Source organism: Acinetobacter sp. Li1LvA2 (genome assembly GCF_056156705.1).
In genome coordinates this window covers 911,432-936,291 of record NZ_JBSICF010000001.1, presented here as the reverse complement: position 1 = coordinate 936,291, position 24,860 = coordinate 911,432, and the positions used below count along the sequence as shown (strand labels likewise).

The window sequence follows — 24,860 nt, the reverse complement described above, 5'->3', positions numbered from 1 at the left end:
CTAGTTTAAATAGAAAGAGTTTTTATAGCTCAGTGTATTAAATAATAATAAAACTACTTCTAGCCTTTCATTTTCTGGGTCATTTCTAGTACGGCAATAATATTTGCAATATCAATTTTTTTTGAGAGTTCTTCAAAATCATTTATTAGCTCTTCTGATTCTGTAAAGTCATCTAGAGTAACATTAAACAATTGAGCGGCTTTTTTTAAGACTTTTAAAGACGGTTTTTTTTTGCCTGATTCAATTAGTGAAAGGTAAGTAGGGGTGATGTCTAAAGCTGTAGCTACTTCTAAAGCTTGTAGGTTGTATTTTAACCGTAAGCCTTTTATTTTGAAACCTGAAAAATATGTTGTCATAAATGTTACCTGAAGAATTTAAAAAGAAAATTGATTCTTAATATTTAATATCGAGACTTAAAGTGAACTAGGGAAGCCCACATCTGAGCACTACTTTGATTTGGTTCTGACATGCAAATCAAATATTGGGTATGTTGAGAATAGTTGGATAAAAATAGAGGTATAAAATTTAGGCTCAGTTCTATAGGGGTATATATGTATGCGGATAAACGAGAAAAAGCACTTCTAAAAACTCTCTCGGTTACTTCAGCTAATTCAGCTAGAGTAATATAATCCAACACACGTAATACTTTCATCTTATTACCTTCTATTTCGATCTTTTTCGACTGAATTACTAACTGAAATAAAAAATGTCAGTTTTTTTATTTCAAACAAGAAAATGATTGCTCCATTTTCTTGTTTATATTCAGAGTATTAGTTAGAGATTTCTGTTACAGGGTTTTGGTTCAACGTATTCATACGCTAACTCCTCTTTGCTAAAATTTTATTTTTCAAGACACTTACCTCCATTATCTTGAAGTCCAAAAACTTATAGAGCAGAAAATAACGTGTTCTATTGCAAGAAGAACTGAGGTCGCTGTTAGAAATCATTAAAAATTTTCTCTAAAATTTCCATAAGTTTCAAAAGATTAAAACTCGTATTAACAACTTTATGTAGGTCAACAGGAAAATCTTGATTACTTGGATTTTCTAAAACTGATGAATTTTTTATATATTCATCAATTATTTTAGCAAGTTGAAACTCTTTATGTTTCCGTAAAACCTCAGCTATTTTCTTCAAATCATTAACAGCTAGAAGGATTGTTTCTTGTTCAACATTCATTTGGATGTCCTTAAATTAGGGCAGAACTTGAAACAATCACCTCTGTATATAAGTAACTTGTCGAAACTATCTAAGAAGAATACTATTACGGTAGAAAGTTAAAATCAATACAAAAGTTAAAGTATTTAACTTTTTTGAAAATAAATTTTAGTAAGAAATAACTTTTTAAATCTTAATATCCAACAGTCTTACTTTAATACGATTGTCATTTCGCACACTTGACGCCAACAAAAGCGAATACTATCCTTTGCGGGCTGGCCACATTGCCAGTTGGTTTTAGCAGACCATCAGCCAAAGTACACGAAAAAGTCTAACTTTTTTGTGGAAATCCCTGCGTGCCCCCTCTGCGGCGGAACGGGAGGGGGACACCTTCGGGTGTGCTGGATTCTTTGGCTCCAGTCTGCTAACCCTCTTTCGTTTCGCCACCATTATTTAGCAGTAATGCGGTGAAACTTCTTTATAGCCAAAGGAGTCCGCTATGCGTACTAATTTTTCTCAATTTTTGGTCTTTGCCAAACTCTCTCTGCCCATACCACCTAACTGGTCTTTAAAACGCTTTAACCGTTTGTAGGTTTTCTACGACCTTAAATCGTTACGACTAAAAAATCATAGCAACAATAAAACCGAGATAGGCGAGCACACCTTTAGTGCCACTTTTGCATGCCTGTTTTTTAGCACTCATTTTAAGAGTGACGGCATTTCTATCTCTTTTAGATACAACAAAAAATTATTTTAAGCGGTATACATGAAAAATTTAGAATCTTCATTTAGAGCACTGCGCGTGCTTCACGTAGCAAAAGATTTATTTAATCAAGATGGTTTTAATAAAGTCGGTGTCGACCGAATTATTGCAGAAGCCAAAATTCCCAAAGCTACTTTCTATAACGACTTTCATTCAAAAGCAAGACTCATCGAGATGTGTCTCACTTTTCAAAAAGATGCGCTCAAAGTAAAAGTGTTTTCAATTCTCAAATCTTATCGTGAAGAAATGGTGCTTGATAAACTCAAACAGATTTACCTGCTACATGCCGATTTAAATGGCTTTTATCGTTTACCCTTTAAAGCAATTTTTGAAATTGAAAAGCTCTACCCAAAAGCCTATCGCGTGGTGATTGAATATAGAACTTGGCTAATCAACGAAATCTATAAATTGCTTTTAACCGTCAAAGCTACGGCTTCAATGAAAGATGCCCACATGTTTTTGTTTGTGATTGATGGGGCAATGGTGCAGCTTTTAAGTAAAAACAGTGTAGATGAGCGAGACAAGCTACTTGAGTATTTTTTAATAATGTTGTCTTAGCGATAAATTCAAACACATTCTAAAAGGAAAAAAGCCCGTAACTGGGCTTTTTATTTATTCGAGTTCAAGCTGATCGTCATCTTTAGTGACTTTAATTTTCAACTTTTTATATTTACGTTTGTTTGGGTCTAAAGCAGAGTTTGACACTTCATCAGCAAACTTTGGATTTTGCATGAGTTTTGCATAGGCTCTGTAACCTATGCGAATTCGGGTAGGCGGACAATCTGTTCTTTTGGAATAATATTCAATAAGTGAATTTAATTCCTTTAACAAACTTTGATGTTCCATTGGATTGATTATTTTCTATTAATTAGTAAGTTATTTTTAGCATACTAAACTTTAGAAAGTTTCTAAAGATCTAGTTGATATACATTACTTTTAATAAATGTGATTTGAATTTCACTAATTTCATAAATGATGATTTATTTTGCATTTTATTCAAGGTTTTTGATTTTTTTTAATCAAATAGTCATAATTAAGGGTTAAATTAATTTTAGAAAAAGAAAATAGATAGAAGATTGCCACGAACAATAACGATTTAAGCAATTTTCTCAAACTGTAGTATTCAGCTGACTTTAACGAGTCGGCTTTTGTTTTTGTGGTTAGGTTTTTAAATTTCCTATTTATAGAAATTGATGCGGCAGTTCATCCATACATCTACTTAAAAATAAAAGCCCGATAAAGGGCTTTTATTTTGATATGTTTTGATTAAAACTTAAGTTTTTTAAGCCCACGGCTCACACCATTTTGTAAGGCTGCCTTAATAATTGGACCAATAAAAGGAACGCGACCTTTAAAGCTAATGGTGTATTCCAAACGGGTACGGTTATTTCCCAAGTCAGTAAATTTCATTACACCACGGTGACCCTTAATTGGACTAATGCCGCTCGTGATTGCATATTCGATAAGTTCATTTTCTTTGTAGACTAAATTTGTTTCTACAAATGAAGGGGTGAGTGGAATAGACATTTTACGAGCAGAGCCAACACCATTACGGGCGTCTTTTCCGTTGCTAATACGAGTCACTTTAGCCGGAGCGAAAAGTTTGCTTAGGTTTTCATGCTCACTTAAGGTTGCAAAGACCTTGTCTACGGGTGCATCAAATTCTTGTACGATGTTGATTTTTTGAGTTTTTAACATCTTATTCCCTCTGAAAATATTTTGACATGGACGATTGTCAGAATTTGGATGTTAGCACGCTTTTGATGGTGGGGGAATTCTAATTCGTCGGAGTTATCTTAAGTCCGAAAAAAGCACTGCGATAAATCTACAATGCTTTTTGGTCTTTTCTTAATTTTTTAAATAAGGGCTGAATCACAGACCAGTTGGTTGAAACCCAGCAAATAAAAGAACCAGCCGTTACCATTGCTGTTCCTTGCCAAAAGCTCATCGATAATTGAGTTTGTAAAACAAACATTGCCAAAATGGACGAGATAATTGGGGTGAAATAAGAAGCCACCACAAGTATGGTAATGTTTCCATGAATGATGCCAATGTTCCAAGCAGCATAGCCAAAACCCATGGCAGCGGATGCAACTAAAAGGGTGATGACTGTTGGAAGATCCATTGAGGGAATAGCGAATTGCCCAAATACAAGCAGCTTGAGCCAGAGAGTGAGCGCGACACCAACAAAGAAAATGGAAATTGGATTTTGCCCATTACTCATTTTTTTTGTGAGTACACAATAAAAAGCCCAAATGATGGCACCTGTAAATGCCAAAATATAGCTCAGTGGGTTGCTGTGAAAATTATCGACAATACTATTTAGACTAAAATCACCATTTCCAGTTTGAATAAAAATAATGCCAGAAATTGAAATAAGTAAGCCGAGAATAATAAGAAAATTAAACTTTAATTCCTTAAAAATCACGAAAGCCAAAACCGTTAAACTCGGCCACAGATAGTTAACAATACTAATTTCTATTGCTTGTCGCGCTGTCTGAGAATAAGCAATCGCAAATGAAAAACATACCTCATACGCGACAAATAGAATTGTGCCAAATATTAAGTATTTTTTAGAGATCTGTTTAAAGTCTGGGACTTTGAAAATGGCCAGTAACAGTAGCGCACTTAAAGAATAAATAAGCGTAACACCTAGCTCAGGTCCAAGGGCGGCGCTGACTTGTTTCATCAGACCGACCAGAGATGCCCACATGAGAATGGCACTTAAACCAATCAATGTTGCTAGATTTTTTGACATAAAATTCAGTAAATAACGGTTAAAAAATGGTAAAAGATTAAGTTGTACTAATGAAAGGATTCAATTTTCAAGCTAAGGAATATAGGACAAATTATATAAAATATAAACAATTAAATTTATTGATTGGTTGAATCTGCTATGTTTATTTAGCATTCAATTGAGTAAAGAAATTTCGAATAAAACAACATTTTTACGAGGAAAATATGGAAGTCATTAAAACGGTTGGTGTTGTTGGAGCAGGTGTAATAGGTGCGAGTTGGACGGCCTTATTTTTATATAAAGGATTTAAAGTTAAGGTTTACGACCCATATCCTATAGATGAAGCGGTCTTTAAAAATAGAATATCTGCAAATTTAAATGATTTATTGGCTTTAGATCAAAACGCTGAACACACCCATTCCTTATCAGATGTGCTACTTCATCTGGAAATTTTTAATCATTTAAAAGATGCAGTTTCAGACGTAGATTTTATTCAAGAAAATGCCCCTGAACGTCTCGATGTAAAACAACAGTTATATCAAGAAATCACAGCATATTGCCCTCAACATACTCTTATTGCTTCAAGTTCATCGGGCTTAAAAGTGTCTGACTTTCAAAAAGAGGCGCAACATCCAGAACGTATTTTATTAGGTCATCCTTTTAATCCGCCTCATCTCTTACCTTTGGTCGAGATCGTTGGCGGTAATTTGACAGATCCTCAAATTTTAAAACAGGCTTCTGAGTTCTATAAACAGCTGGGCAAAAACCCAATCATTTTAAATAAAGAAGTAAAAGGGCATGTCGCAAACCGTTTGCAGGCTGCGCTATGGCGAGAAGCTTTTTCATTGGTTGAACAAGGCGTGTGCTCTGCCGAAGATGTCGATGTCGCGATTACCAGTGGGCCGGGTTTAAGATGGGCGCTATTTGGTCCCTACATTAATATGCAGCTTGCCAACCAAAAGGGGTTTAAAGAGGCAATTCATCATTTAGGCCCACCAATGACAGAATGGTGGAACGATATGCAAGCATTTCAACATTCAGACGAGACAACAGAGTTGTTAGAAGCAGAAACCAATCAGCTTTTAACCCAATATAAGGATATCGATTTATATCAAACCCGAGACAAAGGTCTGGTCGATATCTTAAAGCTTAGACAGCAACTAAAATTAGACTAAGTCAAATTTTTAAGACAAAGCCAATCATTTTATTGCAGGGATGATTGGCTTTTTGCTGGATCAAATAACAAAAACATCCTTAGCTGAAATAATCTTATATTCATTAAATGTTACTGAAATCTCTGTCGCGTTGCATTTGAACTATATGCCTTACGTGAAGAGTAAGAATCGTTGCAAACCGTAAAGAAAGCCTCCTCATAATCAAAGGACATCACAGAAAATAGAGGAATAACAATATGCGCGCTCTTACTTACCACGGTGCAGAAGATGTTCGAGTAGAAACAGTAGCAGACCCTATTATTCAAGAACCGGATGACATTATTTTACGAGTGACTGCCACAGCGATATGTGGCTCTGATTTACATTTATATCGAGGCAAAATCCCTAGAACCGAGCAAGGCGATATCTTTGGGCACGAATTTATGGGCGTAGTTGAAGAAGTCGGCCCAGCCGTCACCGCAGTGAAAAAGGGTGATCGACTAATTGTTCCTTTTGTGATTGCCTGTGGTGAATGTTTCTTTTGCCAACTTGACCTGACCGCTGCCTGCGAAACAACCAATACGGGGCGCGGCGCAATTATTAATAAAAAGCAGATTCCACCGGGTGCAGCTTTATTTGGCTATAGCCATTTATATGGCGGTGTACCGGGTGGGCAAGCTGAATATGTGCGTGTGCCAAAAGCCAATAAAGGTCCTTTTAAAGTGCCCACTTCACTGTCAGATGAAAAAGTACTTTTCTTGACTGATATTTTACCGACTGCTTGGCAAGCCGTGACCAATGCCCAAGTGAAACGTGGCTCAACCGTTGCAATTTATGGTGCAGGGCCAGTCGGACTGTTAAGTGCTGCTTGCGCTAAGATGCTCGGCGCAGAAAAGATATTTATGGTCGATCACAATGACTATCGATTGAACTATGCAGCGGCAACATACGGTGCTATTCCAGTTAATTTTGATGAAGTCGATGCGGCCGAATTTATTATTCAGCATACCGACAATTACCGTGGTGTCGATGCTGTGATTGATGCGATTGGCTTCGAGGCAAAAGGCAGTGTGATTGAGACAGTGCTCACCAATTTAAAGCTTGAAGGTTCAAGTGGTGCAGCGCTTCGTCAATGTATTGCCGCAGTTCGTCGTGGTGGTGTAGTCAGCGTACCGGGTGTATATGCAGGCCCAATTCATGGCTTTTTATTTGGCGATGCTTTTGATAAAGGCCTGACTTTTAAAATGGGACAAACCCATGTGCATCAATATTTACCGCAACTCTTAGAATTTATTGAGCGTGGTGATTTATCACCGGAAACCATCATTACCCATCGAATGAAATTAGAAGATGCCGCAGAGGGATATCGCATTTTTAATGAAAGAGAAGAGGACTGCCGTAAGGTGATTCTGCTTCCTTAATACGCTCTCTTATAATTCATTCTTAAGCCCCTTAGTGAAAAGGGGCTTTTTTTATTTTCAAGATGCACAATTTTTAGTGCAGCTTTTTACTTTTCATTCTAAAGCGCACTCAAATTGCCCAAGCTTAGTATTACTTTTAACCAAAAACGTAATACTAAGCTGGCATGTCCTTTGCATAGTCATAAACAATTAAAAGTGATCTAGGGTTCCGATACTTACAGTATGACTGGACCGAGAGTTCACGGTTCCTAGCGAACTACACGGAGGGATAAAAGCCCGGGAGGAAGTCTAAAACTATCCGACAGGAGTAGCTATGAACACTGCAAGTTATCATAACAATCAGGCGATTTGGACCGAACTTTTACCCGGAGGACATCACTGGTCGGGTCGTATTCAAAAGGGAACTCTTCTTAGATTTACCTCCCTTGGCGCTCAGGCAAATGTTTCTTTGTTTTGTGTAAATGCTGCCGATGTGCTTGAACGTTTTAATATGCCTGACAGTTTAAAAGGGCAACACACCGCTTATTTAAAAGCTTCCAATGTATTGTACTCAGACCTTGGGCGTGTGATGGCTTCCATTGTTCATGACGATCATAGTTGGAACGATGCACTTTGTGGCCCAAGTCGACCTGAGCAAATTGAAAAGCAATTTGGCAATCGCACATTTCAAGATGCCCGCAATGATATGTACCAAAACGGCTTAGACAGCTTACTCATTGAAATGTGTAAATACGGACTTGCCAGCCAAGACCTGAGTGCCGCCGTTAACCTATTTTCTAAAGTTGCGCCAGATGAAAATGGCGCTTTGTCTTATGTCAGTTCTGACAACACCAATCAAAGCATTGAACTGCGTTTTGAAATGGACTGTTTACTATTTTTATCTGCCGCGCCGCATGGTTTAGATACTAGCCCAAGCTATCAACCTGCTGATATTCAACTCAGTTTATTTAAAGCCAATTCTCTAACAGACAGCGATATTTGTCGTGATGCATGTTCGCAAAATCAGCGTGCGTTTCAAAATACAGCCCGCTACTACGCGCTTAGCAATATTTAAATCAGGAGAAGCATCATGACAGTTTTACAATCATTTGAAAAAGCAGTTTTAAATGAAGTTTGTCCTGCGGGTGAAGCGTGGATGTGCGAGGTTAAAAAGGGCCAATATTTTCGAATTATTGACCTTGAGGGAAACCAAGCGGTCGATACTTTATTTATGAGTGCCGAAAACCCGACTGAGCGTTATAGCGCAATGGATACCTTGGCCATCAACCAACAAATCTATTTAGAAAAGGGCACCAAGCTCTACAGTAACTTGGGTCGTCCAATTGCCATTATTCATGATGATAACTGCGGTCGCCATGACACCATTGGCGGTGCCTGTTCATGTGAAAGTAATACGGTTCGCTATGCACATGAAACGTACCCTATGCATAGTTGCCGTAACAACTTTATGTATGCCTTGGCAAAACACCCGATTGCAAAAAAGCATGGCTTAAATGTCCGTCACATCGGCCCAAACATTAACTTTTTTATGAATGTGCCTGTGACACCAGATGGTCAGCTTAAATTTGATGACGGAATTTCAGCGCCGGGTAAATATGTCGAAGTTCGGGCGGAAATGGATTTAATTGTTTTAATTTCAAATTGCCCCCAGCTCAATAACCCATGTAACGCCTATAACCCAACCAAAATTCAACTGGTTGTCCGTGAAGCGGAAGGGGTGTAAGCATGTTTAAAAAAGTTCTGATTGCTAACCGAGGTGCTATTGCATGTCGCGTCATTCGCACCCTTAAAAAACTCGGGATCGCTTCGGTTGCGGTTTATTCCGAAGCTGACCGTGATTCTTTACACGTGACTTTAGCCGATGAAGCTTTTCTGATTGGCCCTGCGCCTGCGCATCAAAGTTATTTAAATATTGAAAAAATCCTTGAGGTAGCAAAACAATCTGGTGCAGAAGCCATTCATCCCGGTTATGGTTTTTTATCTGAAAATGCCGAGTTTTGTGATTTGTGCGAAAGCCAAGGTATTGCGTTTATTGGGCCTACTTCAAGCCAAATGCTCGATTTTGGTTTAAAACATACTGCGCGTGAGCTGGCTATTAAAAGCAATGTGCCTTTACTTCCGGGTAGCTCATTACTTGCCGATGAAGCTGAGGCGTTATTTGAAGCAGCCCGTATTGGTTATCCAGTCATGCTGAAAAGTACCGCGGGTGGCGGTGGTATTGGTATGCGTCTGGTCTGGAATGAAACAGAGTTAAAAGATGCCTATCAAACCGTGTCTTATTTAGCGCAGGTCAATTTTAAAGATGCAGGGTTGTACTTAGAAAAATTTGTACAACATGCACGCCATATCGAAGTACAAATTTTTGGCGATGGGAAAGGGCAAGTTTTAGCGCTGGGTGAGCGTGATTGTTCGGTGCAACGCCGTAATCAGAAGGTGATTGAAGAAACACCTGCGCCACATTTAAATGGGCAACAACCCGACTACCTTCAAAAAGTTGCGATTCAACTGATGCAGTCGGTGAACTACCGCTCAGCTGGCACAGTTGAGTTTGTCATGGACACCGAAACCCAAGAGTTTTATTTCTTAGAGGTGAACACGCGTTTGCAAGTCGAGCACGGCGTGACCGAGCAAGTGTTTGATGTCGACTTGGTCGAGTGGATGGTTACATTGGCAAGTGGCGATTGGTCTGCACCAACAGAAAAGTTAGAGCCAACAGGACACTCTATTCAGGTTCGTCTTTATGCTGAAGATCCGATTAAACAGTTCCAACCAAGTGCAGGCTTACTTACCCATGTTAAATTTGACCCACAAGCCCGAGTCGAAACATGGGTAGAAACAGGGTCAACGGTATCGTCTTTTTATGACCCGATGATTGCTAAAATCATTGTGACCGCAGCAACACGTGAACAAGCCATACAGGCAATGAGTACTAGTCTTGCAAATACTCAAGTGGCAGGCATTGAAACCAATTTAGAATATTTACAAAACATTATTGCTTGCGATGTGTTTGCTTTCGGTACCCAAACTACTCGTTTTTTAAATACCTTTGAATGGAAAACTCAAAAAATTGAGGTGTTGCAGTCTGGTATTCAAACCGCCATTCAGGACGTAACAGGTCGACTAGGTTATTGGGATGTCGGTGTACCGCCATCAGGTGCCATCGATCCATTCAGTTTAACTGTGGCAAACCAGCTTCTAGCCAATGAACCAAATACCGCAGGGCTTGAATGTACCTTGCAAGGGCCAACTTTAAAGTTTCACTGCGACAGCCAAATTGTCATTACAGGCGGTGATATGCCTTCAAAACTTGATGGTGAACTTGTACCGATGTGGCAAACCGTCAATGTAAAAAAAGGCCAAGTTTTAAAATGTGGGCTTATCCGTTCAGGTTGCCGTAGCTATATTGGTGTTAAAGGTGGTTTCGATGTTCCTGATTATTTAGGATCACAGGCGACTTTCACTTTAGGGCAGTTTGGTGGGCACGCAGGCCGTAATTTATTAATTGGTGATATGCTGCCAATTACTGAATATTCCGCTCAATCGACCACCGCTTTAGCTCAAGCACAAATTCCTAGCTTTACCCAAAACTGGGAAATTGCAGTCATGTATGGTCCACATGGTGCGCCAGATTTTTTCACCAAACAAGATATTGATACCTTCTTTGCCAATGAGTTTGAAATTCACTATAACTCGAGCCGTACAGGCATTCGCTTAATTGGCCCAAAACCTGAGTGGGCACGTGAAGACGGCGGTGAGGCAGGTTTACATCCTTCCAATATTCACGACAATGCTTATGCGATTGGCGCAATTGATTTTACCGGTGATATGCCAATTATTTTGGGTCCGGATGGTCCGAGCTTAGGTGGATTTGTTTGCCCTGCGGTGGTCATTCATTCCGAGCTTTGGAAAATCGGGCAATTAAAAGCAGGTGATAAAGTCAAATTTGTACCAGTCAGTTACACGCAAGCAAAAACACTCGATCAAAAATATCATCAAAGTTTAACCGCGGCTGATACAACTCAGATCAATTTTAACCCAACCATTCAAGCAGAACCCGAAACTTTAAAAGATGCAGTTTTGGCAACTTTAGAAGGTGAAGCGGACTTACCAAGCGTGACCTATCGACCAGCAGGAAATAGCTATTTGTTGGTTGAATATGGGGAGTTGGTACTCGATCTAAATTTACGTTTCCGTATTCATGCACTCATGCAATGGGTCAAAGATCAAAATATTCAGGGCATTATTGACTTAACACCGGGTATTCGTTCATTACAAATTCATTTTGATTCAATCCAGCTCGATCAACTGGAGCTTTTACAAAAACTTCAACAAGCAGAAGCCGAGTTACCCGATATTCAAAATATGCAGGTGCCTTCACGAACTGTCTATTTACCTTTAGCTTGGGAAGATTCACAAACTCAACTTGCCACCGAGCGCTACACACAAATTGTTCGTCCAGATGCGCCGTGGTGCCCAGATAACGTCGAGTTTATACGCCGTATTAATGGTCTAGTTTCCAAGCAAGCAGTTAAAGATGTGGTCTATAGCGCAAACTATTTGGTGATGGGTTTGGGTGATGTGTATTTAGGTGCACCTGTGGCGACACCACTCGACCCACGCCAACGTTTAGTCACCACAAAATATAACCCTGCGAGAACTTGGACACCTGAAAATGCTGTCGGCATTGGCGGGGCTTATATGTGTGTGTACGGTATGGAAGGGCCGGGTGGCTATCAGTTTGTTGGCCGTACTACTCAAATGTGGAGTCGTTATCGTAAAAATGCCGACTTCGAAGATGGCAAACCGTGGTTATTACGCTTTTTTGATCAAGTGAAGTTTTATGAAGTTTCTGAGGCTGAACTTTTACAAATGCGTGAAGACTTTCAGGCAGGCCGTCTACAACTTCGCATTGAAGATGGTGTACTCAACCTAAAAGAATACAATGAGTTTTTAAAAACACATCAAGACAGCATTCAAGCTTTTAAAGACACGCAACAAGCCAATTTTGAAGCTGAGCGCCGCCGTTGGCACGAAGCAGGCTTGCAAGAATATATCTCTGAAAGTCTTGATGCGGTTGATGAAGGCGAAACCTTTGCTATTCCCGAAGGAGGCTGCGCAGTCGAATCGCACATGCCGGGTTCAATCTGGAAAATCGAATGTGCATCGGGAGATATTGTTGAAGAAGGTGCGACCCTTGCAGTCATTGAGGCAATGAAAATTGAAATTCCAATTATTGCGCCCGAACGCATGAAAGTTGAAACCATTACCATTGAAAAAGGGCAGACTGTAAAAACAGGGCAAGTACTCTTTACCTTGGCACCTGTGGCTTAAACCCAAAAGAGAGCATCGATATTGATGCTCTCTTTAAATCTTATGCTTCGGTCAAATGCTTTAATACTTTATGACCATGTTCAACCGCTTTTAACTCAATTTTCGACTCTGAATGACCTGATAAAGGGGACACGTCATAAAGCAAGAATGTGGCGCTTAACTGCATTTGCGTATATTGAATTGAATGTTGAACCGCTTTTAAAAAGCTGTCGATTAAGTTTACTTGATCGTTCACCATGTTGGCTTCTGTTTGCCCGACTGTCATACTAATAATGACTTTTTTGTCTTTTAATTTATCGCCCTGAGAGCCATAAGCAAACTGATAAGTAAAAACTTCATCAAACCATAATTTCAAAATTGCCGGCATATTAAACCAGAACATTGGATATTGCAGAATGATAGTGTCGTGGCGTAGTAACGCTTCTTGTTCAGCAATCACGTTAATTTTATAGTCCGGATAAAGCTGGAAAATATCTCGCACTTCAAGGTCTGGATAGGTTTTTATAAGTTCATTCACAATCGTTTTATTTGCAATTGATTGAGCGTAGTAGGGATGGGCCAAAATAAGTAAAGCCATAATAATGCCTTGTAGCTATAAAAATCATAGTCACTATAATTTTTATAGTATGGGTGTACAATAACTATCAAAGTTGATAGGTGGCGTTAAAAATGGCAAATACTGAAAATAAATGTGAAATCAGCATGAATGGAAAAACGTATCCATGTCATATCAGTATGGCTATGGATTTGGTGGGTGGAAAATGGAAAGGCGTTATTTTGTATTATCTAAAAGATGGGCCCAAACGTTTTAATGAAATCAATCAATTAATGCCAACCATCACAGAAATGACCTTAAGCCTGCAACTTAAGCAATTAGAGCAAAGTGGCTTAATATCTCGAACAGTTTATGGTGAAAAAGCGCCGATTAAAGTGGTGTATGAAATGACCGAATTGGGCCAGTCTTTTAAGCCTGTTTTAGAGTCTTTATCGGTATGGGCACATACGATGATTGGTTCGAAATAATATTAAAAAATTAGTTTTTAAAAAACGTAAACTTTTAGCCCCATCCCTGTGCATGGGGCTTTTTTTGCCCAAAAATTACTCATAAATATCCATCAAACCCATCAAAACGACGCTTTAAAACTGGCACATTTTCTGCATCTCATATCAGTAATACAAAAACTGAATTTGGTAATACCAAACTAGAGGTGCGATATGAACGATGTAAAACCTGTGGTTCAACCAAAGCAAACTTTAAAAGCCTTTTTAGTCGAATTACTTAGCGTACGTGCGGGCGTATATATCAAACAAAACAATCATCTGCCTAAAACAAAAGGATAAGACTGTGGCGAAACAAAAGTTGGCTCGAATCAGTATTACCGTCCCTGAAACGACACTCAACGCACTCGACCAAAAAATTGTCGAGCAGAATTATGAAAGTCGCTCACAAGCCATTGTCGACATGATTAATAAACACTTAATTGCAGAGCAGGCGCAGGCCAATGAAGTCATGGTGGGTACTTTGACTCTGCTTTATGACGCGAATCAAATGACCTTACGTAATCAGTTGGTTGATTTACAACAACAGTTTTTAGCACAAGTGATTAGTTCACTTCATATTCAGCTCGACCAACAAAAGATATTGCAAGTCATGTTAATGCAGGGCGCGAGTTCTGAACTCAGACAAATTAGCCAGCAATTTATTGTGCTTAAAGGGGTGATTAAAGGGCATTTAGAACTGATGGATGCCGTGATGCCACCTATACAGCAAAATGACTAAATGAGGAGTAGCGTGTTGAAAAATTTATGGACCATCCAAGATTGGAAAACGGCATATCAAACTGAACAAATCCATCTTAAAGATTTGTTTGGCTATGTTGCAGAAATCACAAATGATGACCATGCATGGATTGAAATTGCATCGAGCGAGCAGATTCAGGCACAAATTGATGTTTTAAATGATCAGAATATTGCTGATTTACCTTTATACGGCGTGCCATTTGCAGTTAAAGACAATATTGATGTTGCTGGTTTTCCCACCACTGCTGGCTGTAAAGAAATTCAATATTTAGCTAAGCAAGATGCGGTCGCCGTTGCCAAGCTGAAAAAAGCAGGGGCGATTGTAGTGGGCAAAACCAACCTCGATCAGTTTGCGACTGGACTGGTCGGGGTTCGTTCTCCCTATGGTGCAGTAAAAAATAGTTTTAACCCTGAATATATCAGCGGCGGTTCAAGTTCTGGTTCTTCTGTAGTAGTGGCTAACGGTATAGTACCTTTTAGTTTGGGTACCGACACGGCAGGATCAGGGCGTGTTCCTGCGGGCCATAACAATATTGTGGGCCTAAAACCGACAAAAGGCTGGTTTTCTACCACAGGTTTAATTCCTGCCTGTCGAACTATTGATGTTATTTCTATTTTTGCACTGCATGTTGATGACACGTGGACCGTTGCCAGTTTAATGCAGGGATATGATGAAAATGATGAATATTCACGAACACATCCAGCCAATGTAGCAACTCAATTTTCTAAATGGAAAATTGCTATTCCTGCTCAGCTTGAGTTTTATGGTGACCTTGAATCTGAAAAAGCCTTTTTAGTTGCAATTGAGCGCATTAAAAAACTGGGCTATGAAGTTGAGAGTATTGATTTCAGCGCGTTTAATGAACTTGCTGCTGCACTGTATAACGATGCTTGGGTAGCGGAAAGAACAGTCGCCGTTGAACGCATGACAACACGTGACAAAGCCCATCCAGTCATTGCTCAAATTATTGCGCAGGCAGATAAATTCAAGGCAACAGATGCACTTCAAGCTGAATATAATCGCGCCGTTCTGTCTCGAAAAATTAATTTGGCATTACAGCCTTTTGATGCGTTGATGGTTCCGACAGCGCCAACCATTTACACCATTGCCGAAGTTGAAGCCGACCCGTTGACTAAAAACGCGTACATGGGAGCCTATACCAACTTTGTAAATTTTGCCGATCTTTCTGCTTTAGCCTTACCCAATGTACTGCGTGAGGATGGTTTACCAAGTGGAGTAACCTTTATTGCACCAGCTTGGCACGATCAGGCACTGGCAAATTTTGCGCAGCTTTGGCAAACCGAAACACCGCTGAGTTTGGGTAAATCAACTCAACATTATCAAAAAAGTATAGACATCCAATCGAATCATTCAGTACAGCTTGCTGTCGTCGGAGCGCACTTAACAGGCATGCCTCTTAATTTTCAGCTCACTAGTCGCAATGCCACTTTGCTTAAGAAAACTCAGACGGCAGATGCTTATAAACTCTTTGCTTTAAAAAATACCACACCACCAAAACCAGGGCTGCAATGCGATGAGGCAGGTACTTCAATTGAAGTTGAAGTGTGGGATATTCCATTAGCAAATTTTGGAGCCATTGTGGCTGAAGTGCCCGCACCACTTGGTATTGGGAACCTGAAACTAAAAGATGGAACATGGGTCAAAGGCTTTATTTGCGAAGCTTATGCCATTCATGATGCAACCGATATTAGCCATTTTGGAGGCTGGCGAGCCTATATACAGTCACTCAATCAAACCGCTCAAAGTGTTGTTAGTAAAAATGTTGGGGAAGTTTCTATATGATTAAAAAAGCGTTTTTATCCGTATCTATTTTATCGGCAGTTGTGTTGGGTGGGTGTGACAATACCGCTAAAGTGCCCGAGGCCAAACAAGACTCTCAGGCGGCTACAAATACAAAACCAATTACCATTGGCTATAGTGATTGGCCGGGTTGGGTAGCTTGGCAAGTGGCTATTGAAAAAGGCTGGTTAAAAGAAGCAGGTCTAAATGTAGAGTTTAAATGGTTTGATTACTCAGCTTCGCTTTCGGCCTTTTCGGCAAATCAGCTCGATGCCGTCTTGGTCACCAATGGCGATAACTTGGTAACAGCTTCGGGTGGTACTCAAGGCATGATGATCCTGGCAACGGATTATTCTGCGGGCAATGATGTCATTATTGCAAAAGAGGGTATTAACACTATTCAAGATTTAAAAGGAAAATCAATCGGTGTCGAAAAAGGCTTGGTTGATCATCTTTTACTGGCAACAGCTTTAACTGACCATAATATTAAAGCGGATGAGGTGAAACTGGTAAACTCAGCGACGAATCAATTACCTCAAGTATTTAATAGCCCAGATATTTCTGCCATTGCAGTTTGGCAACCTGTTGCGGGTCAGGCCTTAAAAGCAGTAGTGGGTTCTAAAATTATCTATAGCTCTAAAGACAAACCGGGTTTAATTTACGATACCTTGACCGTCAACATGAGCCACTTAACTGCCCATCAAGAAGAATGGAAAAAAATCATTCAGGTGTGGGACAAAACAGTTAAATATATTAATGACCCTGCAACCCATGCCGATGCGGTTAAAATCATGGCGAACCGATCAGGAGTTGATCCGAAACAATATGACTTGATGGTAGGTGGCACACATCTATTAGATATTAATGCCAATAAAAAAGTATTTGCTAAATCTCAAGGTTTTGACTCGATTTATGGCTCGACCTATCACGTCAATAAATTTAACGTTGAAAATGGCATTTATAAAACTGAGCAAAATGTAGATGGGCTAATTTATCCAACACTCATAGAACAATTCAAATAAGCCAAATAAATAAAAAGCCCAAGTTCAACTTGGGCTTTTTTATGTGTTTCTTATTTTTCTGTACTGACCTGAGTCATACGTGGAATTTTTGGTAAGTCTTGTAAAGCAGGGTCAAGCTCATCTTCTTCAGCATGAACTAAATAATCTACCCGTGAACGGAGCTGTTTAAACTCAGGTGTGCTCATTAAGTCGAGTGAGCGTGGACGCGGCAAATTAACTTCAATAATTTCCTTAATTTCACCTGGGTTGGCTTTGAGTGCCACAATTCGGTCTGCCAGTAAAATGGCTTCATCCATATCATGGGTTACAAAAATAATGGTGATATCAATGTTTTGCCATAAGTCCATCAAGTGCTTTTGCATTTTTTGACGAGTGTGCGGGTCGAGTGCACCAAAAGGTTCATCCATCAGTAAAATTTTAGGTTGATTAACTAAAGCTCTAGCAATTGCAACGCGCTGTTTCATACCACCAGAAAGTTGGTGCGGATACTGATTTTCATATTTCTCTAAACCAATAATATTAATCCATTCACGTGCTTGAGCTTCTGCGGTCATTTGACTAGCTCCACGCATTTGAGGGCCAAACATCACGTTTTCTTTTACGGTTTTCCACGGGAAAAGGGTATAACCCTGAAACACCATGCCGCGCTCGGGGCATGGGCCAGTAATGCATTCGCCGTCTACTAAAACTTCTCCGCTGTGGTATGGGTCTAATCCTGCAATGACACGGCTAAGCGTCGATTTTCCGCAGCCAGAAGGACCAATCACACAAATAAATTCTCTTTTGTGAATTTTTAAATCGAGCTTATTTAAAACAGTACGTTCAGTTTGACCATGCTTAAAGACTTGGCTCAGTTGCTTAGCTTCTAAAATAACAGGACGTTCATAAATTTTTTGAAAGTATTCATGTGCGTTAAATGTTGAATCGTTCATTATTTTACTCCTACTTTCCAAGCGAACATCCGCTCACCTAACTTCATTAATATCCAATCACAGACCAGACCAATTACCCCAATAATCAAAATAGCTGCATAGACATTGTCAAAGTTTTGATAGCGTGCCTGTTGAGTAATAAACCACGTAATACCTGAAGTTGTACCAATCAACTCTGAAACTATTAAATAGGTCCAAGCCCAACCCAATAGCACACGTAAATCACGGTAAATATCAGGTAAAGCTGCAGGGATCACTACATGAAATAAACTTTTGAGCTTATTGGTGCCAAGTGTATAGCCAGCTTCAATTAAGCTTCGATCAACCATTCGTGTGGTATTGGCAATAATTAGAATTTGCTGAAAGAGAGTACCAATCACAATAATGGCAATTTTAGGTGCGTCATTAATCCCTAAAATTGCTACAGCAAGTGCGCCAAAGGCGGGAGCGGGTAAGTAACGGAAAAACTCAACAAAAGGTTCCGTTAACAGGGATATTCGCTTAGAAAAACCACACAAAATACCCAATGGAATCCCAATCAGTGAAGAGATAAAAAAGGCTGAAAAAACCAGTTTGATACTGTGCCATAAACTTTGATGAAACCACGGTGAGTCAGGTTGTTCTGGTGGTGTGGTAAAGGCGGTGACTAAAGCCTTAGCGACTTCGTGGGGAGCGGGTAAATAAATCGGATTGACTAAAATACCTTGTGGTGGTGCAGAATTTCGATTGACTGCATTTTGTGCTTCGAGATAGAACACATTTTTATCAATGCGACTTCCTACTTGTAAGTAAGAAACACTTCCCGAACTCGTGATTTGTACTTGAGGATGCCAAACAAAAGGTAAGTAACTGATTGCGCACCAAAGACATATTGGAATCACGAAAGAACAAATACTGAGAATCAGCTTGTTCTTTCGCGTAAATTCCTTTGCAACATAACCCATATCGACAACTCCCCATTTTGATCAGTATTACGATTTTCATAAAACGTAATATTATTAAGCAAAATAGGTGCCATCTTTAAGATGCTCTCGATGAGTTAAGAAGACGAGGGAACTAAGGTTTCATGTAAGTAAACCCAATAACATTTTTCACCTTCTACTTTAATGCAGGCTGTCGAAGTGCGTAATGTTTCGGTTTCACTCGTTTGCTGATGTTCCTGATATTGCACCCAACAATAATTTTCAAATTCGTATAAAGCTGTACTCTTAATAATGTCGATTTTTAAAGAAGGTTTCTTGCCCATATTTTGGCTGAATAAACTCTTCACTTCAGTTAAACCAATGCTCTGACCTTGAACCGTCACCATCTTAAAATTTTGATCAAAGCTATCTAAAAGTGGGCTCAGATTTTGCTCTGCATTTTTGCCTGTAAATACATTTTCTATTAAAATATGTAGGTCAATAACACTTTGAATGACTAGATCCATTTGTTTAGACATGGGTTTTCTCCTTTAAAACGGGAATGAGTGAAAGTAAGCAGAGCAAAGCTGCAATTAAAAAAGTATGTTGATAGCGAAGCAGATCGCTTGAGCCAGACATCAAGTTATATATCGAAATGAGAACAACAGTACCGACACTAAATGAAACTTGTCGATTAATATTCCAGAGCACACTTCCTTGTAATAAATCTTGGCCTGAAAAATCAATCAGTGAGCTAATTTGGGCAATATTGGCACTTAGTCCGCCTCCCATTCCCATCAATAAATAAGCAATCACTAAAAAGCTCAAAGGGCTAGTGTTTGAAATACAAAACAAAAGAAATATGCCAAAGCTGTGTAGTGTTATTCCAATAATAAGAAGATACTTTTTTCCTAACCGTTGATAGAGCAGGCCACCACTAATCATGGCTGCGAGTGCCCCAGTTGCATAGAGCAACATGAATAAACCAGTTTGTTTTGCATTAAAGCCAAAGTTAAGCTGTAAATTAAAAATATTGAGTAAATTAACGCCTGTAAAAATACCCGGAACGGCGTAATAGACAATAAATGCATTACGTAAATTTTTATTTTTTAATAACTCAAGATTAAGTACAGGGTGGGAAATTTTTTTCGCATGTCGAATGTAAAAAATAAGCATTCCAACTGAAATGAGAAAACTCGTTATAGCTAGTGAGGTGTTATGGTAATCACTATAAAATGAAAAGGACAGTAACAAAGATAATAGGCTTATATTAAAAATAACCAAGCCTTTTATGTCTGGTTTTTCACTCGACACATTCTGTGTTTTTTTAATCCATAACCATGCCAGAGCTGCTGCCATTAAAGAAAAAGGAAGGTTAGATAAAAACACCCATCTCCAATTCAATGAATCAATAATCACGCCGCCAATCGCAGGTGAAAAAGCTGGCGCAATCAGTGCAATTGCCATAATCATGGTAGAAATGCGTTGGCGTTCTTGGTTCGGGAATAATGCATATACGAGTGCTTGCCCAACTGGAATTAATAAACCTCCAGCTACGCCTTGAATAAATCGCCAAAAAATTAAGCTATAAATCGATTCACTAAAGCCAATAAAACAGATGCTTATCGAAAATAACAGCATTGAATAACACAATAATTTTTGGTTCCCAAGTTTGGTGGCTAACCATAAACTCATGGGCATAATTAAAATGAGGCCGAGAATATAAGCATTTGTTACCCAAGCGACCATAGATTGGCTAACTGAAAATGACGATGCAATATTAGGTAATGCAATTGCAGACATAAAAATGTTGATGCAATCAATAAAGAACCCAAGTAAAAACACTGTTGTTATTTTATATCGATAAGACATACCTACCTCCGTGCAGGCAGGGTAAGATCCAGCTCTTTTATTGTCGATGCAAGCGAAGTAAAATCATTGTTTGATAATTTTAAACAATTGGCTTAATTGTGCAAAAAAACCTCAAGCAAATTACCAGTTTTTTACAAGTCGTTGATTCCGGTTCTTTTACCAAGGCGGCTGAAATTTTAGGCTTAAGCCGATCAATGGTGAGTATTGATATAAAACAATTAGAAAAGCAGCTAAATACAAGCCTGTTAATTCGCAACACCCGTAATATTGCATTAACTGAAATCGGTCAGCATTTTTATGAGGATTTTAAACAAATCCAACTTCAGATTGATGAGGCATTTGAACGAAGCCAACACTTAGGTACAAGCATTACAGGCACTTTACGATTTTCATCTACCAATGAATTTGGTCAACGTTTCATTTTGCCTTTGCTTCCTGAGTTTTGTCGGCTTTACCCACATTTACGTTTACAGTATTCGTTTAATTCATCTTTCGATGATTTAGTGACTGAAAAATTAGATCTGGTTATTCGACTGGGGAATTTAAAAAACTCATCTCTAAAAACTCGAAAAATCGGAGAATATCCAATTTATCTTGTGGCTACTCCACAGTTTATAAAAGACCATCCTATAGAAAATATATCTGATTTAGCAGATGTTCCTTGGATTGGCCACACCTTATTAAATTGGCAAGATTCACAATATATTTTGCAAAACAGTTTGGGGGAGCAATATTCATTACCTTTTATTCGAAGTCAGTATGAATCAAACTCGGTGACTGCAATTCATCAAATGGCTCTTTCATCTTTAGGTGTGGCGATTTGTCCTGCATGGTTAGTCGATGAAGATATTCAACAAAATCGCCTAATTCGACTATTGCCCGATTTTTCATTACCGCTACAAAGTATTCAATTACTTTATCCTCATACCTCTAATTTACCGGCCAAAACGAGAGCATTTATAGATTATTTAATAGCCAATCTTTCTTTCAGTTAAACTAAAAAATATGTAAGTTATGGAAGCTAAACTATTTTATATAAATAGACAATTCTGTCTGTTTTTTATAAAATAACGGCGATTATGACTCAGTTTTTATAATAATGATGTCCCATAAAATATTTCAAATTTTAGATAGTTTAGGTTTAGTCGCACAGAACCGCGTTCTTCATGTGCAATTCTCCAACGCATCATTAAATAACCAAGTCTTCTTACAACGCGTTGAGGGTGAACATACGCTCAACCAAGGTAGCGTTGCTGAATTACTGTGTCTGTCGACAAACGCGCATATTGCATTAAAACAATTTATCGGCTGTCAGGTTGCTGTCGATCAGGTGACGGATACAGGCCAGTTCTTTAGAACAACAGGCATTATTACCGAAGCGAGCCAAGGGCAAAGCGACGGTTCACTCACCATCTATAACTTAACCTTAAAAGACCCAACTGCACTCTGGCATAAACGCCGTAATAGCCGCGTGTTTATGAGTAAAAGCGTGCGCGATATTAGCGAAATTCTGTTTAAAGAATGGCAGGGGAAAAGCCCGTTATTTGCTTCAAGTCTAACGCTCGATACATCTGGTTTAACTAAAGACTACGATGTGCGTCCATTTGTGATGCAGTCAAACGAAAGCGACTATGACTTTTTAACCCGTTTGTGGCGTAGCGAAGGCATTAACTGGTTAGTTGATGAATCTCAGCTTTTAGTCGCTGACCCGAATACGTCCATTCAGCCACAAGTCTTACGTTTAATTGACGATAACCAAAATTATAAAGCTCTTGAACGCCGTAACTTACGCTACCAACGCAGCAGTGCCACAGAACAATTCGATACCGTTACCCAAGTCAAAGCTGAGCGCCGCTTACAGCCGACATCTGTACATGTGCAACGCTGGCAAGCCGATGCCCTGCAACAAGAAGAAGGTAGTGGCAGCGTACAAGGCACACAAAAGCACAGCGAACACTATGATAATGCCAGCTTAAACCTTGAAGATGCATGGCACGTCAGCCCAGCGTGGATGCAGGACTTAAAAGGTGAAGACCAAGCAACATCTTCTGGTAATAGCCAGATTGAACAGCTTAACCAGCATATTAATGCTTATCATCACCTGAGTTCTAAACAGTTTACCGTTTCAGGTAATGTCCGTGATGCACAGGTGGGTTATTGGTTTGAACTCAATGACCATCCAGAACTTGACCAACATGACAGTGCTGACAAAGAATTTTTAATCTTAAGCAAGCACTACTATAACCAGAATAATTTACCGAAAGAATTACAACAGCAACTTGAGCGCTTGTTGCCAAAAGACAAGCTTAAGGCAGCTCAACTCGATAGCCAAAACCCTGAGCAGCGCCACTTTGCTGAGCTGAATGTTGTTCGACGCAATATTAAAGCTGTCCCTGAATATAGCCCACTAGAACATCGACCAGCAGCTTACCCGCAGCGCGCTAGAGTGGTTGGGTTAGAGGGCGAAAGTATCCATGTCGACCAGTGGGGACGCATTAAAGTCCGTTTCCTGTTTACCCGAACTGACGACCATAGCCATGACGGTGGCGCAGGTAGTAACGACAATGACACCGATTCCGCTTGGGTTGATGTACTCACTCCATGGGCAGGTGCGGGTTATGGCGCACGCTTCTTACCACGTGTCGGTGAGATCGTGGTCATCGACTTCTTTGATGGCAACATTGACCGTCCGTTTGTGGTGGGACGCATTCATGAAGCCGAACGCCACCCAACGCAGTTCGACCAGAAAGGCCAACTACCTGACACTAAAAAATTGAGTGGCATCCGCTCCGAAGAAGTCGATGGTAAAGGCTTTAACCAACTCCGTTTTGATGACACCACAGGGCAAATCAGTGCCCAACTACAAAGTAGCCATGCAGCAAGCCAGCTCAACTTGGGTAACTTAAGCCATCCAAAAGACAAAGCGGAAAGTGAAGGCCGAGGTGAGGGTTTCGAGCTCAGAACAGACCAGTGGGGAGCGGTAAGAGCAGGCAGTGGTTTACTCGTTAGTACCCATAAACAGGATCAAGCTCAAGGCGTGCACCTTGATGCAAATGAGGCCAAGCAACAAATTGAAGGCGGCCTTAGCAATGCCAAGGCACTCAGTGAAGTTGCCAAAAATCAGCAAACTGATCCATTGGAAGTTCTTGAGAACTTAAAAACGTTCATAGAACAAATTGAAGAAAAAGATCAAGACAAAGCTGCCGCTTTTAAGCAAGCTTTGATGATATTAACTGCACCTAACAGTATCGCTTTAGCCAGTAATGAAGACATTCACCTCAGCGCAGATGCTCAGTTAAGTCAAACTGCGGGCGATAGCATTAACCTGGCCACTCAAAAGAACCTGATTGCACACGCCCAAAATAAAATCAGCCTTTTTGCGGCTCAAGAAGGGGCAAGACTCTATGCAGGCAAAGGCAAAGTTGAAATACAGGCTCAGGGTGATGGAGCAGATTTAATTGCCCGTAAAGCTGTTCAGATTATTTCAACAGAAGACAAAATTGAAATTAGTGCTTCTAAAGAAATTGTTATCACGGCAGGTGGGTCTCAAATCAAGATTAATGGCTCGGGAATTTTCCCTGTCACTGGTGGCAAGTTTGAGGTAAAAGCTGGGCAGCATTTGTTTATGGGGGGAGGTTCATCAACACAGAACTTACCAATTTTACCTGCTTTCTCGATACCTAAGAAACAGCTTGAATTTAGAAAGGTATATGCGGATGGCGCGCCTAGTCCAAATATTCCTTATACAATTCATTTGCCTGATGGAACCACACAAAAAGGTAAAACTGATTCGAATGGGATGGCATTTTATAGTGACCAGAAAAATGGACGTGCTGTCATTGAATATGGAGAAGATCGAAACTCATTGGATTCAGCATTAGAAATGAGGTTTGAGCAAGAGATAGATAACTTATTTAAAACTGAAATTTTTGTACTCCCCTTTCCAGAAGATCAACCAGAAGAATAA

Annotated in this window: 23 protein-coding genes and 1 riboswitch; of the genes, 13 read left to right on the top strand and 10 right to left on the bottom strand. The window is 39.7% G+C overall.

Annotation, left to right across the window (positions count from 1 at the left end):
* Positions 1–59: 59 nt before the first annotated feature.
* On the bottom strand, positions 60–356 hold the full coding sequence (locus ACS604_RS04310) for a helix-turn-helix domain-containing protein (RefSeq protein ID WP_474770284.1): 297 nt from the start codon (positions 354–356) through the stop codon (positions 60–62).
* Between the two features lie 580 nt (positions 357–936).
* Positions 937–1,179, bottom strand: coding sequence for a hypothetical protein (locus ACS604_RS04305; protein ID WP_474770282.1), 243 nt, complete (start codon positions 1,177–1,179; stop codon positions 937–939).
* Between the two features lie 745 nt (positions 1,180–1,924).
* Here ACS604_RS04305 and ACS604_RS04300 point away from each other — a divergent pair.
* Complete coding sequence (locus ACS604_RS04300; RefSeq protein WP_474770280.1) at positions 1,925–2,479, top strand: TetR/AcrR family transcriptional regulator; 555 nt, start codon at positions 1,925–1,927, stop codon at positions 2,477–2,479.
* 54 nt (positions 2,480–2,533) lie between these two features.
* On the opposite strand, the gene ACS604_RS04295 is transcribed toward ACS604_RS04300, so the two are convergent.
* The 3 genes from ACS604_RS04295 to yddG form a co-directional block, all read right to left on the bottom strand.
* Positions 2,534–2,767 carry a hypothetical protein gene (locus ACS604_RS04295; protein WP_004793244.1) on the bottom strand — a complete coding sequence of 78 codons (234 nt, stop codon included), beginning with the start codon at positions 2,765–2,767 and terminating at the stop codon, positions 2,534–2,536.
* Between the two features lie 420 nt (positions 2,768–3,187).
* On the bottom strand, positions 3,188–3,619 hold the full coding sequence (locus tag ACS604_RS04290) for an SRPBCC family protein (protein WP_004793242.1): 432 nt from the start codon (positions 3,617–3,619) through the stop codon (positions 3,188–3,190).
* 127 nt (positions 3,620–3,746) lie between these two features.
* Complete coding sequence (gene yddG / locus ACS604_RS04285) at positions 3,747–4,679, bottom strand: aromatic amino acid DMT transporter YddG (protein WP_474770279.1); 933 nt, start codon at positions 4,677–4,679, stop codon at positions 3,747–3,749.
* A 203-nt stretch (positions 4,680–4,882) separates the two neighbouring features.
* On the opposite strand from yddG, the gene ACS604_RS04280 reads away from it, so the two are divergent.
* The 5 genes from ACS604_RS04280 to uca all read left to right on the top strand — a co-directional run bounded on the left by ACS604_RS04280 (position 4,883) and on the right by uca (position 12,564).
* A complete protein-coding gene (locus ACS604_RS04280; protein ID WP_004793237.1) occupies positions 4,883–5,833 on the top strand; it encodes a 3-hydroxyacyl-CoA dehydrogenase NAD-binding domain-containing protein in 951 nt (316 codons plus the stop codon).
* Positions 5,834–6,069: 236 nt separating this feature from the next.
* Entirely contained in the window at positions 6,070–7,233 is a 1,164-nt protein-coding gene (locus ACS604_RS04275) for a zinc-dependent alcohol dehydrogenase (RefSeq protein ID WP_474770277.1), read from the top strand.
* Between the two features lie 189 nt (positions 7,234–7,422).
* Positions 7,423–7,518: riboswitch (guanidine-I (ykkC/yxkD leader) on the top strand.
* A gap of 28 nt (positions 7,519–7,546) precedes the next feature.
* Entirely contained in the window at positions 7,547–8,287 is a 741-nt protein-coding gene (locus tag ACS604_RS04270; protein ID WP_474770275.1) for an urea amidolyase associated protein UAAP1, read from the top strand.
* Positions 8,288–8,302: 15 nt separating this feature from the next.
* Positions 8,303–8,956, top strand: coding sequence for an urea amidolyase associated protein UAAP2 (locus tag ACS604_RS04265; protein WP_257258594.1), 654 nt, complete (start codon positions 8,303–8,305; stop codon positions 8,954–8,956).
* A gap of 2 nt (positions 8,957–8,958) precedes the next feature.
* Complete coding sequence (gene uca, locus ACS604_RS04260) at positions 8,959–12,564, top strand: urea carboxylase (protein WP_474770273.1); 3,606 nt, start codon at positions 8,959–8,961, stop codon at positions 12,562–12,564.
* 40 nt (positions 12,565–12,604) lie between these two features.
* Here uca and ACS604_RS04255 read toward each other — a convergent pair whose 3' ends face one another.
* Positions 12,605–13,141, bottom strand: coding sequence for an NAD(P)H-dependent oxidoreductase (locus ACS604_RS04255; protein ID WP_474770272.1), 537 nt, complete (start codon positions 13,139–13,141; stop codon positions 12,605–12,607).
* 92 nt (positions 13,142–13,233) lie between these two features.
* On the opposite strand from ACS604_RS04255, the gene ACS604_RS04250 reads away from it, so the two are divergent.
* The 5 genes from ACS604_RS04250 to ACS604_RS04230 all read left to right on the top strand — a co-directional run bounded on the left by ACS604_RS04250 (position 13,234) and on the right by ACS604_RS04230 (position 17,187).
* Positions 13,234–13,587, top strand: coding sequence for a winged helix-turn-helix transcriptional regulator (locus tag ACS604_RS04250; protein ID WP_151962481.1), 354 nt, complete (start codon positions 13,234–13,236; stop codon positions 13,585–13,587).
* 192 nt (positions 13,588–13,779) lie between these two features.
* The gene (locus ACS604_RS04245) at positions 13,780–13,905 is read left to right on the top strand and encodes a hypothetical protein (protein WP_474770270.1); all 126 of its coding nucleotides are present in this window, start codon (positions 13,780–13,782) and stop codon (positions 13,903–13,905) included.
* A gap of 4 nt (positions 13,906–13,909) precedes the next feature.
* Positions 13,910–14,344 (top strand): CopG family ribbon-helix-helix protein, encoded by a 435-nt coding sequence (locus tag ACS604_RS04240; protein WP_174727976.1) that lies wholly within the window; start codon positions 13,910–13,912, stop codon positions 14,342–14,344.
* A gap of 12 nt (positions 14,345–14,356) precedes the next feature.
* Positions 14,357–16,168 carry an allophanate hydrolase gene (gene atzF, locus ACS604_RS04235; protein WP_312822736.1) on the top strand — a complete coding sequence of 604 codons (1,812 nt, stop codon included), beginning with the start codon at positions 14,357–14,359 and terminating at the stop codon, positions 16,166–16,168.
* Positions 16,165–17,187 (top strand): ABC transporter substrate-binding protein, encoded by a 1,023-nt coding sequence (locus ACS604_RS04230; protein WP_474770268.1) that lies wholly within the window; start codon positions 16,165–16,167, stop codon positions 17,185–17,187. Before atzF ends, ACS604_RS04230 begins: the two co-directional genes overlap by 4 nt.
* Positions 17,188–17,237: 50 nt before the next feature.
* Here ACS604_RS04230 and ACS604_RS04225 read toward each other — a convergent pair whose 3' ends face one another.
* From ACS604_RS04225 to ACS604_RS04210, 4 genes are all read right to left on the bottom strand, one after another.
* Positions 17,238–18,119 carry an ABC transporter ATP-binding protein gene (locus ACS604_RS04225; protein ID WP_024433808.1) on the bottom strand — a complete coding sequence of 294 codons (882 nt, stop codon included), beginning with the start codon at positions 18,117–18,119 and terminating at the stop codon, positions 17,238–17,240.
* Entirely contained in the window at positions 18,119–19,063 is a 945-nt protein-coding gene (locus ACS604_RS04220; protein WP_474770266.1) for an ABC transporter permease, read from the bottom strand. Before ACS604_RS04220 ends, ACS604_RS04225 begins: the two co-directional genes overlap by 1 nt.
* A 95-nt stretch (positions 19,064–19,158) precedes the next feature.
* On the bottom strand, positions 19,159–19,560 hold the full coding sequence (locus tag ACS604_RS04215; protein WP_151962487.1) for a hypothetical protein: 402 nt from the start codon (positions 19,558–19,560) through the stop codon (positions 19,159–19,161).
* Positions 19,553–20,893, bottom strand: a complete 1,341-nt coding sequence (locus tag ACS604_RS04210; protein ID WP_474770265.1) for an MFS transporter — start codon at positions 20,891–20,893, stop codon at positions 19,553–19,555. Before ACS604_RS04210 ends, ACS604_RS04215 begins: the two co-directional genes overlap by 8 nt.
* A 98-nt stretch (positions 20,894–20,991) precedes the next feature.
* Between ACS604_RS04210 and ACS604_RS04205 the strand changes: the two genes are divergently transcribed.
* On the top strand, positions 20,992–21,888 hold the full coding sequence (locus ACS604_RS04205; RefSeq protein WP_238612351.1) for a LysR family transcriptional regulator: 897 nt from the start codon (positions 20,992–20,994) through the stop codon (positions 21,886–21,888).
* A 104-nt stretch (positions 21,889–21,992) separates the two neighbouring features.
* Positions 21,993–24,860, top strand: a complete 2,868-nt coding sequence (locus tag ACS604_RS04200; protein WP_474770264.1) for a DUF2345 domain-containing protein — start codon at positions 21,993–21,995, stop codon at positions 24,858–24,860.

What these genes read in the sequence shown, in the direction of transcription:
- ACS604_RS04310 (WP_474770284.1), bottom strand. Translation starts at nt 356, where the DNA reads ATGACAACATATTTTTCAGGTTTCAAAATAAAAGGCTTACGGTTAAAA.
- ACS604_RS04305 (WP_474770282.1), bottom strand. Translation starts at nt 1,179, where the DNA reads ATGAATGTTGAACAAGAAACAATCCTTCTAGCTGTTAATGATTTGAAG.
- ACS604_RS04300 (WP_474770280.1), top strand. Translation starts at nt 1,925, where the DNA reads ATGAAAAATTTAGAATCTTCATTTAGAGCACTGCGCGTGCTTCACGTA.
- ACS604_RS04295 (WP_004793244.1), bottom strand. Translation starts at nt 2,767, where the DNA reads ATGGAACATCAAAGTTTGTTAAAGGAATTAAATTCACTTATTGAATAT.
- ACS604_RS04290 (WP_004793242.1), bottom strand. Translation starts at nt 3,619, where the DNA reads ATGTTAAAAACTCAAAAAATCAACATCGTACAAGAATTTGATGCACCC.
- yddG (WP_474770279.1), bottom strand. Translation starts at nt 4,679, where the DNA reads ATGTCAAAAAATCTAGCAACATTGATTGGTTTAAGTGCCATTCTCATG.
- ACS604_RS04280 (WP_004793237.1), top strand. Translation starts at nt 4,883, where the DNA reads ATGGAAGTCATTAAAACGGTTGGTGTTGTTGGAGCAGGTGTAATAGGT.
- ACS604_RS04275 (WP_474770277.1), top strand. Translation starts at nt 6,070, where the DNA reads ATGCGCGCTCTTACTTACCACGGTGCAGAAGATGTTCGAGTAGAAACA.
- ACS604_RS04270 (WP_474770275.1), top strand. Translation starts at nt 7,547, where the DNA reads ATGAACACTGCAAGTTATCATAACAATCAGGCGATTTGGACCGAACTT.
- ACS604_RS04265 (WP_257258594.1), top strand. Translation starts at nt 8,303, where the DNA reads ATGACAGTTTTACAATCATTTGAAAAAGCAGTTTTAAATGAAGTTTGT.
- uca (WP_474770273.1), top strand. Translation starts at nt 8,959, where the DNA reads ATGTTTAAAAAAGTTCTGATTGCTAACCGAGGTGCTATTGCATGTCGC.
- ACS604_RS04255 (WP_474770272.1), bottom strand. Translation starts at nt 13,141, where the DNA reads ATGGCTTTACTTATTTTGGCCCATCCCTACTACGCTCAATCAATTGCA.
- ACS604_RS04250 (WP_151962481.1), top strand. Translation starts at nt 13,234, where the DNA reads ATGGCAAATACTGAAAATAAATGTGAAATCAGCATGAATGGAAAAACG.
- ACS604_RS04245 (WP_474770270.1), top strand. Translation starts at nt 13,780, where the DNA reads ATGAACGATGTAAAACCTGTGGTTCAACCAAAGCAAACTTTAAAAGCC.
- ACS604_RS04230 (WP_474770268.1), top strand. Translation starts at nt 16,165, where the DNA reads ATGATTAAAAAAGCGTTTTTATCCGTATCTATTTTATCGGCAGTTGTG.
- ACS604_RS04225 (WP_024433808.1), bottom strand. Translation starts at nt 18,119, where the DNA reads ATGAACGATTCAACATTTAACGCACATGAATACTTTCAAAAAATTTAT.
- ACS604_RS04220 (WP_474770266.1), bottom strand. Translation starts at nt 19,063, where the DNA reads ATGGGTTATGTTGCAAAGGAATTTACGCGAAAGAACAAGCTGATTCTC.
- ACS604_RS04215 (WP_151962487.1), bottom strand. Translation starts at nt 19,560, where the DNA reads ATGTCTAAACAAATGGATCTAGTCATTCAAAGTGTTATTGACCTACAT.
- ACS604_RS04210 (WP_474770265.1), bottom strand. Translation starts at nt 20,893, where the DNA reads ATGTCTTATCGATATAAAATAACAACAGTGTTTTTACTTGGGTTCTTT.
- ACS604_RS04200 (WP_474770264.1), top strand. Translation starts at nt 21,993, where the DNA reads ATGATGTCCCATAAAATATTTCAAATTTTAGATAGTTTAGGTTTAGTC.